Below are 15,938 nucleotides of genomic sequence, written 5' to 3' on the forward strand. Positions count from 1 at the left end.
CGCGAAGCTCAGCGCCGCGACGTGTCGAGGATGGCGTCCTCGTCCTCCATGTCGCGGTCGCGCTTGGTCTCGCGTCGACGGCGCAGCGCGGCCGGCAGGACCGGGTCCGTCGGCGACGGGGCGGACGCCGGCGTCTCGACGATTCTCGGGCTCGCCGCTGCCGCTGCGGCGTCGGCCTCGTCCTCGCGGCGATGCCGGCGCTCGGTGCGGATCATGTACCAGATGAAGACGAAGCCCATGATGGCGAACAGGATCCACTGGATCGCGTAGGACAGGTGCGGCCCGGGGTCCTCCGACGGCGACGGCATGGCCCCGAGCGTCTCGGCGGGCGCGGGATCCTCCGACGCGAGCAGGCCGTACGCGGACGTCACCACCTCGCCGCTCAGCCCTGCCTCGGCCACGACGAGGTCGAGGTTGATGGTCGGCACCTGACCGGCGGGCGCAGAGCGTCCCGACGTCGGAGCCGCCTCCGAGGGCTTGAGTCGGGCGACCACCGTCACCACGCCCGCCGGGGGAGCCGCGATCGACTCCGGCTCGGGGCTGTCGGCGCCCGGGGGCACCCAACCGCGGTCGACGACGAAGACCCGGCCCTCGACGGTGCGGAACGGCACGAGGACCTCGAACGCCGACGTGCCGCCGTGCGGTCGATTGCGCACGAGCACCTGCTGATCGGTGAGGTACTCGCCGCGCAGCAGGACGGGGTGCCATTCGTCGCCCGCCTCCAATTCGGCGCCGACGGGGATGAGCTCGCCGAGCGGAGCGGGATCGGCGTCGTAATTGCGCTCGACGAGCGCGAGCTGTTCGCTGCGGTCCTCGTTGCGGGTGAACTGCCAGTTCGACAGATAGGCGCAGGCGACGGCGAACGCGATCGCGATCGCCACGTACCCGGACCATCGCAGGGCGGTGCGGCCGTTCACGGTGCCGGCTCCGTGTCGGCCGTCGACGCCGAGACCGGCTCGACCGCCACGGGGAAGTCGCGCGCCGCGAGGAACTCGCGGAGGTACGCCACGTGCTCGTCGCAGGCGGTCCAGACCTTCCGGCGCTCGGCGGTGTGGATGCGGGGATTGCGCCAGACGACGCGCCAACGGGCGCTCGCCCGGCAGCCCGCCCGCGAGCACTCGACGTCGTTCACTCCGGTCGGGACTCTCGGATCTCGATGACGGTGGGGGCCGGGGCCGCCGGCTGCGCGGTGGCCGTCGGTGCCGGTTCGGGCCGCTCGGGCAGGGCGCTCAGGGGAGAGACGGCGGGCGCCTCCCGAACGTCGTCCCCGACGTTCGCGACGATCACCGCGAAGTACGGGAGGAACACCGCACCCACGGCCAGGACCGCGGTGTGCCAGCCGTACGGGGCGATCACGACCATGAGGATGAAGCACACCACGCGCACCGCCATCATGATGAAGTACTTCGTCATGCGGCGGGTCGAGTCGTCGTGCGGAGCGCGCGGGAGCGAGGTCGCAGACGGGGTGGCGGAATGGTGCTTCACGGTGCACCCAGGATACGCCCGCTGGATGCGGCATGGCCGGGCTCAGAACGAGGAGTAGCTGTTCGAGGTGTCCTGCTCGATGGCCCAGCCGATGAACGAGGCGAACAGGATGATGCCGACAACGGCCAGGGCGAGGCCGGCGTAGCCGACGATGAGCCCGGCGAGCGCCATCCCGCGTCCCTTCTCGCCCGTGCGCTTGATCTGCGAGAGCGAGATGTGGCCCATGATGACGCCGGCGATGGAGCCGATGATCGGCAGGATCCAGATGAAGCCGACGATCGAGGAGATCATCGACACGATCGACAGCGCGTTCGTCTTCTGCTGCGCGTAGCCCCCGCCGTAGCCGTATGCCGGCGGTGGATAAGCGGCGGGCTGGTAGCCCTGCGCGGCAGACGGGTAGCTCTCCTGCTGCTGCGGCGGCGTCGCGTACGGGGGAGCGGGCGGCGGCACGGGCGAGGCCGAGGCGGGCTGCGGGGGGGTGGGATTCGGCTGCTGCGGCTGGGCGGGATCGCTCACATCTGCTCCTCGTCGACGTCGGGTCGCCAGCTTATCGGTCACGGGTGCGCCCGCACGCGGCCGCTAGGCTTGCGGGGTTCCCGCCGCCGTCACAGGAGAGTCGCATGTCCACGTCCCGAGTCGTCCTCATCACCGGAGGCAATCGCGGCATCGGCCGTGCGATCGCCGAGCGCTTCGTCGCGGACGGGCATCGGGTCGCGGTCACGGCGCGATCGGGCGAAGGTCCCGTCGGCGCGCTCACCGTTCGCGCCGACGTGACCGATGCGGCCTCTCTCGACGCGGCCCTCTCGCAGGTCGAGGCCGAGCTCGGGCCGGTGGAGGTCGTGGTCGCGAACGCGGGCATCACGAAGGACACCCTTCTGCTGCGCATGAGCGAGGACGATTTCGATTCCGTCGTCTCGACGAACCTCGGCGGCGCGTTCCGGGTCGTCAAACGCGCCTCCAAGGCGATGCTCCGCGCTCGCTGGGGCCGCGTCATCCTCATCTCGAGCGTCGTCGGGCTCTTCGGCTCCGCGGGGCAGGTCAACTACTCGTCGTCCAAGGCCGGCCTCGTCGGCTTCGCACGCTCCCTCACCCGTGAGCTCGGTGCGCGCGGGATCACGGCCAACGTCGTGGCACCGGGGTTCATCGAGACCGACATGACCGCCGCGCTGCCCGAGGACACCCAGGCCGAGTACAAGCGCAGCATCCCCGCGGGACGGTACGGTTCGCCGGCCGAGGTGGCCGCTGCCGTGGCGTGGCTCGCCTCCGACGAGGCCGCCTACATCTCCGGCGCCGTCATCCCGATCGACGGCGGCCTCGGCATGGGGCACTGACCGGAGGCGCTCACACCAGCGCGGCCGCGATGGTTCGCGCCAACCGTTGCGGCTGCGAGAACTGCGGCCAGTGGCCCGAGCCGAGCTCGACGACGTTCGCATCCGCGATCGCGTCGAACTCGGCGAGGAACGGCGGCCAGTCGGCGAGCATGGCGGTGAACGCGGCGCGGTCCGCCGAGCCCGAGAGCACCGTGACCGGGATGCCGTAGCGGCGCGGGTCCGACAGCACCACCGGGTCGGTCGGCACGCGACCGGGAACGGGATGCGTGCGCTCCGCCCATCGTTCCCGCGTCGGCAGGTCCAGATCCGCGACATCGGGATCGTCGAAGAAACTCCATCCCGGGAAGGGCACGAGCCCGTCGACGACCGGGAACTCCGAGATCTCGGCCCCCTCGGCAGGCGGGGCGGTGTCGACGAACACCACCCTCGACACGCGTTCGGGCCGGCGGTCCGCGGCCGCCCACGCGACGTTGCCGCCTCCGCTGTGGCCGACGAGCGCGATCCCGGGCGCGTCGGGGTCGACCCCGTCGATGCGCTCGACGACCGCGGCGATCCAGTCGGCGAGCCGGGCATCCGGGTCAGGGTGCGGTCCGACGCCCGGCAGCGTGAGCGGGTGCGGTGTGTGTCCCGCGTCGCGGAGCGCGGGGACCACGTCGTCCCACGAGGAGGCGTCGAGCCAGAGGCCCGGAATGAGGATCACGTCCATGCCACGACGCTAGCCCCGTGGGCCCGCGCGCGACAGTGGCCGGCCGGCCAGCCGATCGGCCGGGTCAGGGCAGCAACGGGATGAGCTCGCGCAGATCGACCGGTCCCACGACGAGATCCGCCTGGCGTCGGACGGCGGGCTTGGCGTTGAACGCGACCCCCAGGCCCGCGGCCGCCATCATGCGCAGGTCGTTGGCGCCGTCGCCGACGGCGATGGTGCGGTTCGGCGGGACGTCGCGCTCCGCCGCCCAGGTCCGCAGCGATACGGCTTTGGCTTCCGCGTCGACGATGTCTCCGTCGACGGTGCCGTCGAGAGCGCCGTCTCGGACGCTCAGACGGTTCGCGCGCCAGACGTCGGCATCGAGTCCCGGCGCGATCACATCGAGGATCTCGTGGAACCCGCCGGAGACCACGGCGGCTGCGCCCCCGCGGTCGTGGATGGCGTCGATCAGCTCCCGCGCGCCGGGCGTCGGCTGGACGCGTGCCAGCACCCGGGCGAAAGCGGCGACGGGGACACCGGCCAGCGCTGCGACGCGGGAGCGCAGGCTCGAGGCGAAGTCCACGTCGCCGCGCATGGCGGCCTCGGTGGCGGCGGCGACCTCGGCGCCGCGTCCCGCCTCGTCGGCGATCAACTCGATGACCTCGTTGCGGAGCAGCGTCGAATCGGCATCGAAGACCACGAGGAAGCGTGCAGGTCGCATGCCCCCACGCTAGCGGGGCTCGGGGTCAGCGCTCGACGCGGGCGTTCTTGGCGACGATGGTGATGCCGCTGTCGGTGACGGTGAACCCGCGGGCGAGATCGCGGTCGCGGTCGACGCCGACGGTGGCGCCGTCCTCGAGGACCACGTTCTTGTCGAGGATCGCCCGGTGCACCCGGGCTCCGGCGCCGACGCTGACGTAGTCGAACAGCACCGAGTCGGTGATGGTGGCACCGCCCCCGGAGAGGGTCCACGGGCCGACGACACTGCGTTCGAGGTGGGTGCCCGACAGCACCGACCCGAGCGAGACGATGGAGTCGATCGCATTGCCCATACGCCCCACGCTGTCGCGCACGAACTTCGCCGGCGGGGAGTTGACCGCCTGCGAGTGGATCTGCCAGTCGGTGTTGTAGAGGTTGAAGATCGGCAGGGTCGAGATGAGGTCCATGTGCGCGTCGAAGAACGACTCGATCGTGCCGACGTCGCGCCAGTAGTTGCGGTCGCGCGGGGTCGATCCGGGGACGTCGTTGCGCTTGAAGTCGTAGACGGCGGCCTCGCCGCGGTCGACGAAGTACGGCACGATGTCGCCGCCCATGTCGTGGTTCGAGGTGGGGATCTCGCCGTCGGCCTCGACGGCCTCGATGAGCGCGTCGGTGTCGAAGATGTAGTTGCCCATCGAAGCGAGCACCTCGTGCGGCGAGTCGGGAAGGCCCGCCGGATCCTGCGGCTTCTCGAGGAAGGCGCGGATGCGGGTCTCGTCGGTCGGCTCGACGTCGATGACGCCGAACTGGTTGGCCAGGCCGATCGGCTGCCGGATACCGGCGACCGTGGCGCGCGCGCCCGACTCGATGTGCGCGTCGAGCATCTGGCGGAAGTCCATGCGATACACATGGTCGGCGCCGATGACCACGACGATGTCGGGCTTCTCGTCGTTGATCAGGTTCAACGACTGCAGGATCGCGTCGGCGGAGCCGGAGAACCAGCGCTTGCCCAGACGCTGCTGGGCGGGAACGGACGCCACGTACGAGTCCAGCAGCGCCGACATGCGCCACGTCTGCGACACGTGGCGGTCGAGACTGTGCGATTTGTACTGCGTGAGCACGACGACCTGCCGCAGCCCCGAGTTGATGAGGTTGGAGATCGCGAAATCGATGAGGCGGTACTGGCCGCCGAACGGCACGGCGGGCTTCGCGCGATCAGCCGTCAGCGGCATGAGGCGCTTTCCCTCGCCGCCGGCGAGAACGATTCCGAAGACCTTGGGCGCTGCTGGCATGGCACCACACTAGGCCCGGCGAACGCTGGTGTACTAGCGTTCGAGCCATGCGTGTAGACATCGTCTCGAAGGAGTATCCTCCCGCGATCTACGGGGGTGCCGGGGTGCATGTCACCGAACTCGTCCGTGCCCTGCGAGAGAGCATCGAGGTTCAGGTGCGCGCGTTCGGAGAGGGGCGCGACGAGGCCGACACGACCTCGTACGGCACGCCCGTCGAACTGCGGGACGCCAACGCGGCCCTGCAGACGCTCGGCATCGATCTCGAGATCGTCGGGGATGTCGCCGGCGCCGACGTGGTGCACAGCCACACCTGGTACGCCAACTTCGCGGGACACGTCGCCTCGCTGCTGCACGGGATCCCGCACGTCATCACGGCGCACTCGCTCGAGCCGCTCCGGCCCTGGAAGGCAGAGCAACTGGGGGGCGGCTACGCGGTCTCGAGCTACATCGAGAAGACGGCCTACGAGAACGCGGCCGCCATCGTCGCCGTCAGCGACGGGATGCGCCGCGACATCCTCCGCAGCTACCCGTCGCTGGACCCCGAGAAGGTCTCGGTGATCTACAACGGCATCGACGTCGACGCCTGGCGGCCGGTCGACGACATCGCCGTGCTCGAGCGTTTCGGCATCGATCCCGCCCGCCCGTCCGTCGTCTTCGTCGGCCGGATCACCCGGCAGAAGGGGCTGCCGTACTTCCTGCGCGCGGCGCGGCTGCTGCCGACGGACGTGCAGGTCGTCCTGTGTGCGGGGGCGCCCGACACCCCCGAGATCATGACCGAGGTGCAGGGGCTCGTCCGCGAGCTGCAGCAGGAGCGTTCGGGCGTCGTGTGGATCGAGGAGTTCCTGCCCCGCGACCAGCTGTGCGCGATCCTGACTGCGGCGACGACGTTCGTGTGTCCGTCGGTCTACGAGCCGCTCGGAATCGTCAACCTCGAGGCGATGGCCTGCGGCGCCGCCGTCGTCGGTACGGCCACGGGCGGCATCCCGGAGGTCGTCGTCGACGGGGTGACCGGCCGTCTGGTCCCGATCGAGCAGGCCGAGGACGGCACGGGAACCCCCCTCGATCCGGAGCGGTTCGTCGCCGACCTCGCCGGTGTCCTCACCGAGGTGGTCAGCGACCCCGAGACCGCGCAGCGGTACGGCGCGGCGGGCAGAGAGCGCGCCGCGAAAGACTTCAGCTGGGGCGCCATCGCGCAGGAGACGGCCGCGTTGTACGCGAAGGTGGCGGAGGCCGGCCGCTAGGCTGAACACATGCCGCAGGTCCTGGAGTTCTCCGACGTCGTCGTCCGCCGAAACGCCCGGAACATCGTCGATCGGGTCGACTGGGCGGTGAGCGATGACCAGCGCTGGGTCGTGCTCGGCCCGAACGGCGCGGGCAAGACCACGGTGCTCCAGCTCGCCGCGAGCCTGCTCCATCCCACGTCGGGGACGGTCGAGATCCTCGGCGAGCGACTCGGTCGCACCGACGTCTTCGAGTTGCGCCCGCGCATCGGCTTCGCCTCGTCTGCGATGGCGCGACGCGTCCCCCCGGAGGAGACCGTGCTGAACGTCGTGCTGACGGCGGCCTACGCGGTGCTCGGCCGCTGGCGCGAGGACTACGAGGACATCGACGAGCGGCGCGCCATGCGGGTGCTCGCGGAGTGGAAGCTCGACGGCCTCGCCGACCGGACGTTCGGAACGCTTTCGGACGGCGAGCAGAAGCGGGTCCAGATCGCGCGCGCGGTCATGACGGATCCCGAACTGCTCCTGCTCGACGAGCCGACGGCGAGCCTCGACCTCGGCGCGCGCGAGGAGCTGCTCTCGCTGCTCGGCGGCTACGCCCAGGCGCCCACGACTCCCGCGATGATCATGGTCACCCACCACGTCGAGGAGATCCCCGTGGGATTCACCCACGTGCTGCTCCTGCGCGAGGGGCGCGTCGTCGCGGCCGGTCCGCTCGCCGACGCCCTGACCGCCGAGAATCTGACCGAGACCTTCGGCCTGCCCATCACGCTGACGTCGGCCGACGGCAGGTATGCGGCGCGGGCGGCGTCCTGAAACCTGGTAAGATCGCTCTTTGGTGCGAACGCACCGCAGACTTCCCTCGCCCTGGCAAAATCCAGGGCACCACGTAAGGAAACCCATGAAGACTGACATCCACCCCGAGTACCGCGCCGTCGTTTTCCGCGACCTCGGCTCCGGCGAGACCTTCCTGACCCGTTCGACGGTCTCGAGCGACAAGACGATCGAGCTGGACGGCGAGACCTACCCGGTCATCGACGTCGAGATCTCGTCCGCGTCGCACCCGTTCTACACGGGCAAGCAGCGCATCATGGACTCGGCCGGCCGCGTCGAGAAGTTCAACCAGCGCTTCAAGAACTTCGGCTCCAAGTAAGCAGCCCAGCGCGAAAGCCCCGCTCCGGCGGGGCTTTCGTCGTTTCCGCGGCTGGGCCGGGGCCGATCAGGGCTTGACGATCGGGATGGCCGCCGTCTCGACGGCGACCTTGCGTCGGTGGAGCGCCCGTTGCTCGGGCAGCGAGATGTCGAACACCACGGCGAGCAGTCGGATGACCGTCGTCACCGCGATGCCGCCGATCGCCGCCACGACGATGGGCGCCCCGAGCGCTGCGGCGCCGGCGAGCGCCGCGCAGCCCACCGCGGCCGCCACGGCGTACAGCGATCTGACGTGCATGATCGCGACCGGCAGGCCCATGATGACGTCCCGCAGGATGCTGCCTCCGACGGCTGCGCAGGAGCCGATGAAGACCGCCGGGACTACCGGTAGCCCGAGCACGAGCGCCTTGCTCGTGCCGAAAGCGCCGAACAGGCCGATCACGACGGCGTCCAGGCCAATGATGACGGCGTTGAGCCGCCGGAAGATGTTCGACAGGAGCATGCCGACCAGCGCGGCCGAGGTCGCCGTGATGAGGTACCAGTTGCTCTGGAGGGTCACCGGTGGGACGCCCAGCAGAAGATCGCGGATGAGGCCCCCGCCCATCCCGATCAGGATGCCGATGATGACGACGCCGAGCGGATCGAGACGTCTCCGCCCCGCGAATCCCGATGCGAACAGCGCACCCTGCACGCCGCCGAGGCCGACGGCGGTCAGATCCGCCCACAGCGGGATCACGAACTGAGCTTGCGTCACGGGTCCATTGTCGCCGGTCCGCGGGATAATCGATGCGTGCCCACCTACCGCGACGAGGTCGTGATCCTCCGCACCCACAAGCTGGGTGAGGCGGATCGCATCGTCACCATGCTCAGTCGCCGCCACGGCAAGCTGCGGGGCGTCGCCAAGGGCGTTCGGCGCACCTCGTCCCGTTTCGGTGCACGGCTCGAGCCCTTCATGGTGGCTGACGTGCAGCTCTACAAGGGACGCAACCTCGACATCGTCCAGCAGGCGGAGTCGCTCGGATCCTACGGTGCCGAGATCGCGAGCGACTACGACCGGTACACCTCGGCCTCGGCGATGGTGGAGGCCGCCGACCGGCTGAACGAGGCCGAGACGACGCCGCAGCAGTACCTGCTGCTCGTCGGCGGTCTGCGCGCCCTCTCACGCGGCGAGCACGACAGCCGTGCGGTACTGGACTCCTACCTTCTGCGCGCCATGGCGCTGTCGGGCTGGGCGCCCTCCCTCGACGCCTGCGCACGGTGCTCGCGTCCGGGGCCGCATCCCGGCTTCGCCGCCCCGCTCGGCGGGTCGGTGTGCGACGCGTGCGCCCCGGTGGGCTCGGCGCGGATCACCGACGAGACCGGAGACCGACTGCGGGCCCTGATCGCGGGGGAGTGGGACATCGTCGACGCCGGTTCGCCGCGCGCGGCGGCATCCGCCTCGGGACTGATCGCCGCCTACGCCCAATGGCACCTCGAGCGCGGCATCCGTTCCCTCGGCCACATCGCGGCGTCGCGATGAGGGCCACTCGTGGCGTTGCGGTTGCCGCCGCCGCGAGCACCCTAGGCTCGAAGCGATGAGTCCCAAGCCGTACACGCACCGCGACGCGGTCCCGTACCGTCCACTCGACTGGACGGGAGTCCGCCCCCCGACGTTCCCGCGTGGCGGGGTCCCCGAGCATGTCGCGATCGTGATGGACGGCAACGGACGATGGGCCAACCGGCGGGGTCTGACCCGCATCGAGGGCCACCGCGCCGGTGAGGAGGTGCTGCTCGACGTCGTGGCCGGCGCCGTCCAGGTCGGCGTGAAGCACCTCAGCGTGTACGCCTTCTCGACCGAGAACTGGTCGCGCTCGCCCGACGAGGTGCGCTTCCTCATGGGCTACAACCGCGATGTCCTGCATCGCCGTCGCGACCAGCTCAACGAGTGGGGCGTCCGCGTCCGGTGGGCCGGGCGCAGGCCGCGCCTGTGGGGGTCGGTGATCTCGGAGCTGCAGTACGCCGAGCAGCTGACGCGCGACAACGACGTCCTCACGCTCACGATGTGCGTCAACTACGGCGGCCGCCACGAGATCATCGACGCCATGCGCGCGATGGGCGAACAGATCGCGGCGGGGCGGATGAAACCGTCCGCCATCACCGAGAAGACTCTGCGCCGGCACCTCTACGTGCCCGACATGCCGGATGTCGACCTGTTCATCCGCTCCAGCGGCGAACAGCGGACCTCGAACTTCCTGCTGTGGGAGGCGGCGTACGCCGAGATGGTCTTCCTCGACACGCTCTGGCCCGACTTCTCGCGCACCGATCTGTGGGGAGCGATCCAGCTCTACCTCTCGCGCGACCGCCGTTTCGGCGGGGCGGTCGACGCCCCCACGGCGTGAGGGAATATCGCACGAACCTCGGGGCGTTGCACCCGGTGTGACGGACGCAATCAAGATCGACGTGTGGAGCGACATCGCCTGCCCGTGGTGCTACATCGGCAAGCGCAACCTCGAGTCGGGCCTCGCCGCGACGGCAGATGACGACGACGCCCCGCGCGTCGACGTGACCTTCCATTCGTTCGAGCTCTCGCCCGACACGCCGGTCGACTTCGAGGGCGACGAGCTGGACTTCCTCTCGAGCCACAAGGGCATGCCGCGCGAGCAGGTCCAGCAGATGCTCGAGAACGTCACCGGTGTCGCCAAGAACGCCGGTCTCGACTACCACTTCGACATCCTCAAGCACACCAACACGGTGAAGGCCCATGAGCTGCTCCACCTCGCCAAGGCGCAGGGGCGTCAGCACGAGATGGCCGAGCGTCTGATGGCCGCGTACTTCACCGAGGGACGCCACGTCGGTCGCATCGACGACCTCGTCGACCTTGCGGCCGAGGTGGGGATCGACCCCGACGTCGCACGACGGGCGCTCGAATCCGAGGAGTTCCTCGACGCCGTCCGAGCCGATCAGGACCAGGCCCGTCAGTACGGGATCAACGGCGTTCCGTTCTTCGTCATCGACGGCAAGTACGGCGTATCGGGCGCACAGCCCGCCGACGCGTTCGCGCAGATCGCCCGCCAGGTGTGGGCCGAGCGCAGTGCGGTCGAAACGGTCGGATGACCCTCAGCGGGGCAGGTTCGCCTCGATGACGGCCACGATCTCGGGAGCGTCGGGTTTGGTCTGAGGGCGGAACCGGTGCACATCGCCCGCGGGAGTGATGACGAACTTCTCGAAGTTCCACATCACCGGGCCCCGCGCTCCCTCGGCGTTGCGCGCCTTCTTCAGCGCCTTGTAGAGCGCTGCGGCATGCGAGCCGTTGACGCGGACCTTGTCCATGACCGGGAAGCTCACGCCCCACGTCATGGCGCAGTAGTCGAGGATCTCTTCCATCGAGCCCGGTTCCTGCCCCATGAACTGGTTGCACGGGAACCCGACGACCTGCAGGCCGCGCTCGCCGTAGGTGCGCTGCAGCTGCTCGAGCTGCTCGTACTGCGGGGTCAGCCCGCACTTGGAGGCGACGTTGACCACCAGCAGCACGCCGTCGCCGAGATCGCCGAGAGTGGTCTCGGATCCCTCCGCGGTGGCGAAGGGGATGGAACGGATGTCGGTGGTGGCTTCGGTCACGTCCCCAGGGTACGCCCGCCCGCCTTACGGCATCCGTCCTTCTGGGAGAATGATCCGGTGAGTACCGTCCTGTCCGCCTCCCCGCGCCTGCGGATCGGCCCGATCGCGCTGGAGGCCCCCGTCGTCCTGGCCCCGATGGCCGGGATCACCAACACCGCGTTCCGTCGACTGTGCCGCGAGTACGGCGCGGGTCTCTACGTCAGCGAGATGATCACGACGCGCGCGCTCGTCGAGCGCAACGCCACGACGATGCGTCTGATCACCCACCACGAGTCCGAGAAGCCGCGTTCCATTCAGCTCTACGGCGTGGACCCCGCGACGACCGAGGCCGCCGTGCGCCTCCTGGTCGAGGAGGACCGCGCCGATCACATCGACCTCAACTTCGGATGCCCGGTTCCCAAGGTGACCCGCAAGGGCGGGGGAGCGGCGCTGCCGTGGAAGCTCGACCTGTTCCGCGACATCGTCACCCGCGCCGCGCGCGCCGCCGGGGACGTCCCTCTGACGGTGAAGATGCGCAAGGGGATCGACTCGGACCACCTCACCTACCTCGATGCGGGTCGCATCGCCGAGGACGCCGGTGTGTCGGCCGTCGCCCTCCACGCCCGCACCGCGGCGGAGTACTACTCCGGGCATGCGGACTGGTCCGCCATCGCCGCGCTCAAGGAAGCCGTCAGCAGCATCCCCGTGCTCGGCAACGGCGACATCTGGTCTGCCGAGGACGCCGTCCGCATGATGGCGGAGACCGGCTGCGACGGCGTCGTCGTCGGACGCGGGTGCCTCGGGCGTCCCTGGCTGTTCGGCGACCTCGCGCGTGCGCTGGGCGAGCCCGGGTCCGCCGGCCCCGAGGTGGACGCCACGCTCGGGTTCGTGGCGACGGCCTTCCGCCGTCACGCCGAGCTGCTCGTCGAGTTCTTCGAGGACGAGGGCCGGGGATGCCGCGACATCCGCAAGCACGTCGCGTGGTACTTCAAGGGCTATCCGGTCGGGGGTGACACGCGTGCGCGTCTGGCGACCGCGTCGAGCCTCGAGGAGATCGACGACATCCTCGCCACGCTGGACTGGTCGGCGCCGTACCCCGGCGCGGCGGCCGAGGGACAACGCGGGCGCGCCGGAACCCCCAAGCGTCCCGCGCTCCCCGATCGCTGGCTGGAATCACGAGACGTCGACGCCGCGGAGTCGTCGGCGATCGCCGCGGCGGAGATCGAGAACAGCGGTGGCTGAGGTCACGAGCGGTGTCGGCGTCTCGGCGGGACGCCCCGCCGGGTACGACGATCACGACGCCGCGCGCTTCCACCACGAGGAGCATCGGTCGCGGCGCGACAGCTTCGCCCGAGACCGTGCTCGCGTGCTGCACTCGGGGGCGCTGCGTCGGCTCGCGGCCAAGACGCAGGTGCTGAGTCCCGCGAGCCCTGCCGATTTCGCGCGCAACCGGCTCACCCATTCGCTCGAGGTCGCTCAGGTGGGCCGCGAACTGGCGATCGCCCTCGAGCTCTCGCCCGACGTCGTCGACACCGCGTGCCTCTGCCACGACCTCGGGCATCCGCCGTTCGGGCACAACGGCGAGCGTGCTCTGAACGACTGGGCCGAGGACATCGGCGGATTCGAGGGCAACGCGCAGTCGCTGCGCATCCTGTCGCGGCTCGAGCCGAAGGTGGTCGACGCCTTCGGTCGCAGCGCCGGTCTGAACCTCACCCGCGCGAGTCTCGATGCGACGTGCAAGTACCCCTGGACGGTCGAGCACGCCATTCCCGACCCGGGCGGACGGCAGAAGTTCGGCGTCTACCCCGAGGACGAGGCGGTCTTCCGGTGGATGCGCGAGGATGCCCCGGGCCGGCTCCGGTGCATCGAGGCCGAGGTCATGGACCTCTCCGACGACATCGCCTACTCGGTGCACGACTTCGAGGACGCCGTCCTCAACGGCTACCTGGATCCGCGCCGCCTCGCCGACCCGCGCGAGCGCGAGGCGCTGCTGACGGCGATCCAGAGCTGGGTCGGCTACGGGTTCACCAAGGACGAGCTCGGAGACGCGCTGTACCGGCTCACGCGGCTGCCCGAGTGGCTGCTGTCGTACGACGGGTCGCGCGCCGACATGGCGCGTCTGAAGAACCTCACCTCGGACCTCATCGGCCGCTTCGCACGCGCGGCGACCGCTGCCACCCGAGAGCACTACGACATCCCGGTGCTGACCCGATTCCGGGGTCGGGTCATCGTGCCCCGGGTCATCGAGGTCGAGATGGCGGTGCTGAAGGGGGTCATCGGAGCCTTCGTGGTCTCGATCGAGGGACGGAAGGGCCTCTACAAGGAGCAGCGTCGCGTATTGCGCCGTCTCGCCGATGCGCTGTGGGACCGGCCGGAGCACCTCGACGTGCTGCACGGCGAGGACTTCGCCGCCGCCGTCACCGACGCCGCTCGGCGCCGGGTCATCGTCGACCAGGTCGCCACCCTCACGGACCGCTTCGCGATCGAATGGCACGGCCGTCTGGTGGGCCCGGTCGATCTGCGCGAGCTGGGTCTGTGGTCGTCCGACCCGCGCGCCGCCGCGCCGAGCCATTTCGCGCTTCCCGAGCCCATCGAAGGGCTGTGATGGCACGGATCCGGCAGGCCGACATCGAGGAGGTCAAGGCGCGCACGAACATCGGCGACATCGTCGGCGAGCGCGTGGCGTTGAAGACCGCCGGTGTCGGTTCGATGAAGGGTCTCTGCCCCTTCCACGACGAACGCAGCCCGAGCTTCCACGTCCGGCCTCAGGTGGGCTATTACCACTGCTTCGGGTGCGGCGAGTCGGGTGACGTCTATTCGTTTCTGCGCGCGATGGATCACCTGTCGTTCACGGAGGCCGTCGAGCGGCTCGCGGCTCGGATCGGCTACCAGCTCCACTACGAGGACGGCGCGGCGGCCCCCGAGACGAGCGGGCGGTCTCGGCTCTACGCGGCACACACGGCCGCGGCGGAGTTCTACCGCTCCCAACTGTCGTCGCCCGACGCCCAGGCCGCGCGACAGTTCCTGGGCGAACGGGGCTTCGACGCCGGGGCGGCCGCTCATTTCGGGGTCGGGTACGCCCCTCAGGGGTGGTCGGCACTGCGCGACGCGCTGCGTTCCCAGGGCTACACCGACGATGAGCTGCTCGCGGGCGGGTTGGTGTCGAAGGGGCAGCGCGGTGTGTACGACCGGTTCCGCGGGCGTCTGGTCTGGCCGATCCGCGACGTGGCCGGTCAGACCATCGGCTTCGGCGCGCGCCGTCTGTACGACGACGACCAGGGCCCGAAGTACCTCAATACCCCCGAGACGCCGATCTACAAGAAGAGTCAGGTCCTCTACGGCCTCGACCTGGCGAAGAAGTCCATCTCGCGCGAGCACCGTGTGGTGGTCGTCGAGGGGTACACCGACGTCATGGCGTGCCATCTCGCGGGCGTGACGGGGGCGATCGCCTCGTGCGGCACAGCTTTCGGGTCCGAGCACATCACGGTCCTCCGCCGCGTCATGGGCGACAGCGAGGGCAGCTCCGGCGAGGTCGTCTTCACCTTCGACCCGGATGCCGCGGGGCAGAAGGCCGCGTTGCGTGCGTTCGGCGAGGAGAAGCGCTTCGCAGCCCAGACCTACGTGGCGGTCGCGCCCGAGGGGCTCGATCCGTGCGATCTGCGGCTGCACCGCGGCGACGCCGCGGTGCGCGCGCTCGTCGAGACCAAGTCGCCCATGTTCGAGTTCGTGATCGACCAGCGACTGTCGACCTTCGACCTGTCGACGGTGGAGGGGCGCATCGGCGCGCTCCGTGCTGCCGCCCCGATCGTCGCCGACATCCGCGACGCGGCACTGCGCCCGGGCTACACCCGCGTCCTCGCACGCAAACTCGGCCTGGACCTCGGCGAGGTGCAGCCCGAGGTGGACCGCGCGGTGCGCCGCGGGTCGGCGCCGGCCACGACGTCGCCGCGCGGCGAGGCGTCGGTTCCTTCCCGCAGCGACGGCACCGCGGAGCCGACGCCGTCGGTGCGCGTCACGTTGGCCTCGCTCCCGCCCGCGCTCGAGCTCGAGAAGCGCGCGCTCATGGGGGTGCTGCAATACGGTCACCTGCTCGAGAAGGACGCCGTCGACATCGCGCTCGGCCTGCCCATGCCCCACCCCGCCCTGGAGGCCGTGCGGCAGGCGATCTCGATGCAGCCCGACCTGGCGCGGCCGGGCTGGACCTCCGCCGCCGTGGACGCGACCCGCGAGCCGTACCGCACGTTGACCATCGAGCTCCTGACCGCGGACTTCCCGGCGGGCACGGAGCGCATCGCGCAGACGACCGCGACGGAGTCGTTGCGCAAGCTGCGGTTGCGGGCGCTCGAGCGCGAGAAGGCCGAGCTGCGCAGCGCGCAGCAGCGTCTCGAGCCCGGATCCGCGGATTTCCGATCCATCGGTATGGCGATCCGCGACCTCGACCTGCGGGTGCGACGTCTGATGGAAGACGAGTAGAGCCGGCGATCGGAGTGGCGCGCGC

The 15,938-nt window shown here is 70.2% G+C and carries 19 protein-coding genes; 10 read left to right on the forward strand and 9 right to left on the reverse strand.

Translation table 11 applies throughout. The annotated features are described in order from the left end of the window. Positions 1-8: 8 nt before the first annotated feature. The 4 genes from HW566_RS14790 to HW566_RS14805 are packed head-to-tail and all read right to left on the reverse strand — an operon-like array spanning position 9 to position 2,001. Positions 9-917, reverse strand: coding sequence for an SURF1 family cytochrome oxidase biogenesis protein (locus HW566_RS14790; RefSeq protein WP_178014150.1), 909 nt, complete (start codon positions 915-917; stop codon positions 9-11). Continuing rightward, entirely contained in the window at positions 914-1,132 is a 219-nt protein-coding gene (locus HW566_RS14795; RefSeq protein ID WP_178014151.1) for a hypothetical protein, read from the reverse strand. The genes HW566_RS14790 and HW566_RS14795 overlap by 4 nt, the downstream gene beginning before the upstream one ends. Then, entirely contained in the window at positions 1,129-1,485 is a 357-nt protein-coding gene (locus tag HW566_RS14800) for a DUF3099 domain-containing protein (protein ID WP_178014153.1), read from the reverse strand. Before HW566_RS14800 ends, HW566_RS14795 begins: the two co-directional genes overlap by 4 nt. A gap of 42 nt (positions 1,486-1,527) precedes the next feature. Further along, positions 1,528-2,001 carry a DUF4190 domain-containing protein gene (locus HW566_RS14805; RefSeq protein WP_178014155.1) on the reverse strand — a complete coding sequence of 158 codons (474 nt, stop codon included), beginning with the start codon at positions 1,999-2,001 and terminating at the stop codon, positions 1,528-1,530. 104 nt (positions 2,002-2,105) lie between these two features. Between HW566_RS14805 and HW566_RS14810 the strand changes: the two genes are divergently transcribed. After that, the gene (locus tag HW566_RS14810) at positions 2,106-2,816 is read left to right on the forward strand and encodes a beta-ketoacyl-ACP reductase (RefSeq protein WP_178014157.1); all 711 of its coding nucleotides are present in this window, start codon (positions 2,106-2,108) and stop codon (positions 2,814-2,816) included. A 10-nt stretch (positions 2,817-2,826) separates the two neighbouring features. Here HW566_RS14810 and HW566_RS14815 read toward each other — a convergent pair whose 3' ends face one another. The 3 genes from HW566_RS14815 to glgC form a co-directional block, all read right to left on the reverse strand. Next, positions 2,827-3,522, reverse strand: coding sequence for an alpha/beta fold hydrolase (locus HW566_RS14815; RefSeq protein WP_178014159.1), 696 nt, complete (start codon positions 3,520-3,522; stop codon positions 2,827-2,829). A gap of 64 nt (positions 3,523-3,586) precedes the next feature. After that, positions 3,587-4,222: a phosphoserine phosphatase SerB gene (serB, locus tag HW566_RS14820; RefSeq protein ID WP_178014161.1), complete on the reverse strand. Its 636-nt coding sequence runs from the start codon at positions 4,220-4,222 to the stop codon at positions 3,587-3,589. A 25-nt stretch (positions 4,223-4,247) separates the two neighbouring features. Next, positions 4,248-5,492, reverse strand: a complete 1,245-nt coding sequence (gene glgC, locus HW566_RS14825) for a glucose-1-phosphate adenylyltransferase (protein ID WP_178014163.1) — start codon at positions 5,490-5,492, stop codon at positions 4,248-4,250. Between the two features lie 47 nt (positions 5,493-5,539). On the opposite strand from glgC, the gene glgA reads away from it, so the two are divergent. The 3 genes from glgA to HW566_RS14840 all read left to right on the forward strand — a co-directional run bounded on the left by glgA (position 5,540) and on the right by HW566_RS14840 (position 7,865). After that, positions 5,540-6,733, forward strand: a complete 1,194-nt coding sequence (gene glgA / locus HW566_RS14830) for a glycogen synthase (RefSeq protein ID WP_178014165.1) — start codon at positions 5,540-5,542, stop codon at positions 6,731-6,733. 9 nt (positions 6,734-6,742) lie between these two features. Continuing rightward, positions 6,743-7,528: an ABC transporter ATP-binding protein gene (locus tag HW566_RS14835; RefSeq protein WP_178014167.1), complete on the forward strand. Its 786-nt coding sequence runs from the start codon at positions 6,743-6,745 to the stop codon at positions 7,526-7,528. Positions 7,529-7,613: 85 nt separating this feature from the next. Further along, positions 7,614-7,865, forward strand: a complete 252-nt coding sequence (locus HW566_RS14840; RefSeq protein WP_018186539.1) for a type B 50S ribosomal protein L31 — start codon at positions 7,614-7,616, stop codon at positions 7,863-7,865. 66 nt (positions 7,866-7,931) lie between these two features. Here HW566_RS14840 and HW566_RS14845 read toward each other — a convergent pair whose 3' ends face one another. Beyond that, positions 7,932-8,618 carry a trimeric intracellular cation channel family protein gene (locus tag HW566_RS14845; protein ID WP_178014169.1) on the reverse strand — a complete coding sequence of 229 codons (687 nt, stop codon included), beginning with the start codon at positions 8,616-8,618 and terminating at the stop codon, positions 7,932-7,934. 36 nt (positions 8,619-8,654) lie between these two features. Between HW566_RS14845 and recO the strand changes: the two genes are divergently transcribed. From recO to HW566_RS14860, 3 genes are read left to right on the forward strand one after another with little or no spacing between them, the layout of a single operon-like run. Beyond that, a complete protein-coding gene (gene recO, locus HW566_RS14850; protein ID WP_178014171.1) occupies positions 8,655-9,383 on the forward strand; it encodes a DNA repair protein RecO in 729 nt (242 codons plus the stop codon). 55 nt (positions 9,384-9,438) lie between these two features. Continuing rightward, positions 9,439-10,242 (forward strand): isoprenyl transferase, encoded by an 804-nt coding sequence (locus tag HW566_RS14855; protein WP_178014173.1) that lies wholly within the window; start codon positions 9,439-9,441, stop codon positions 10,240-10,242. Positions 10,243-10,279: 37 nt separating this feature from the next. Further along, entirely contained in the window at positions 10,280-10,957 is a 678-nt protein-coding gene (locus HW566_RS14860; protein WP_178014175.1) for a DsbA family oxidoreductase, read from the forward strand. 3 nt (positions 10,958-10,960) lie between these two features. Here HW566_RS14860 and HW566_RS14865 read toward each other — a convergent pair whose 3' ends face one another. After that, a complete protein-coding gene (locus HW566_RS14865; protein WP_178014177.1) occupies positions 10,961-11,461 on the reverse strand; it encodes a glutathione peroxidase in 501 nt (166 codons plus the stop codon). A gap of 57 nt (positions 11,462-11,518) precedes the next feature. Between HW566_RS14865 and dusB the strand changes: the two genes are divergently transcribed. From dusB to dnaG, 3 genes are read left to right on the forward strand one after another with little or no spacing between them, the layout of a single operon-like run. Next, the gene (gene dusB, locus HW566_RS14870; protein ID WP_178014179.1) at positions 11,519-12,682 is read left to right on the forward strand and encodes a tRNA dihydrouridine synthase DusB; all 1,164 of its coding nucleotides are present in this window, start codon (positions 11,519-11,521) and stop codon (positions 12,680-12,682) included. Further along, positions 12,675-14,045 carry a deoxyguanosinetriphosphate triphosphohydrolase gene (locus HW566_RS14875; RefSeq protein ID WP_178014181.1) on the forward strand — a complete coding sequence of 457 codons (1,371 nt, stop codon included), beginning with the start codon at positions 12,675-12,677 and terminating at the stop codon, positions 14,043-14,045. The genes dusB and HW566_RS14875 overlap by 8 nt, the downstream gene beginning before the upstream one ends. Continuing rightward, positions 14,045-15,913, forward strand: coding sequence for a DNA primase (gene dnaG, locus HW566_RS14880; protein WP_178014999.1), 1,869 nt, complete (start codon positions 14,045-14,047; stop codon positions 15,911-15,913). Before HW566_RS14875 ends, dnaG begins: the two co-directional genes overlap by 1 nt. Positions 15,914-15,938 lie beyond the last annotated feature (25 nt).

Source organism: Microbacterium oleivorans, assembly GCF_013389665.1.
Taxonomy (GTDB): Bacteria; Actinomycetota; Actinomycetes; order Actinomycetales; family Microbacteriaceae; genus Microbacterium; species Microbacterium oleivorans_C.

Coding starts and splice junctions, on each gene's coding strand:
- HW566_RS14835 (WP_178014167.1), top strand. CDS start 6,743: ATGCCGCAGGTCCTGGAGTTCTCCGACGTCGTCGTCCGCCGAAACGCC.
- HW566_RS14815 (WP_178014159.1), bottom strand. CDS start 3,522: ATGGACGTGATCCTCATTCCGGGCCTCTGGCTCGACGCCTCCTCGTGG.
- dnaG (WP_178014999.1), top strand. CDS start 14,045: ATGGCACGGATCCGGCAGGCCGACATCGAGGAGGTCAAGGCGCGCACG.
- HW566_RS14810 (WP_178014157.1), top strand. CDS start 2,106: ATGTCCACGTCCCGAGTCGTCCTCATCACCGGAGGCAATCGCGGCATC.
- HW566_RS14840 (WP_018186539.1), top strand. CDS start 7,614: ATGAAGACTGACATCCACCCCGAGTACCGCGCCGTCGTTTTCCGCGAC.
- serB (WP_178014161.1), bottom strand. CDS start 4,222: ATGCGACCTGCACGCTTCCTCGTGGTCTTCGATGCCGATTCGACGCTG.
- glgA (WP_178014165.1), top strand. CDS start 5,540: ATGCGTGTAGACATCGTCTCGAAGGAGTATCCTCCCGCGATCTACGGG.
- glgC (WP_178014163.1), bottom strand. CDS start 5,492: ATGCCAGCAGCGCCCAAGGTCTTCGGAATCGTTCTCGCCGGCGGCGAG.
- HW566_RS14855 (WP_178014173.1), top strand. CDS start 9,439: ATGAGTCCCAAGCCGTACACGCACCGCGACGCGGTCCCGTACCGTCCA.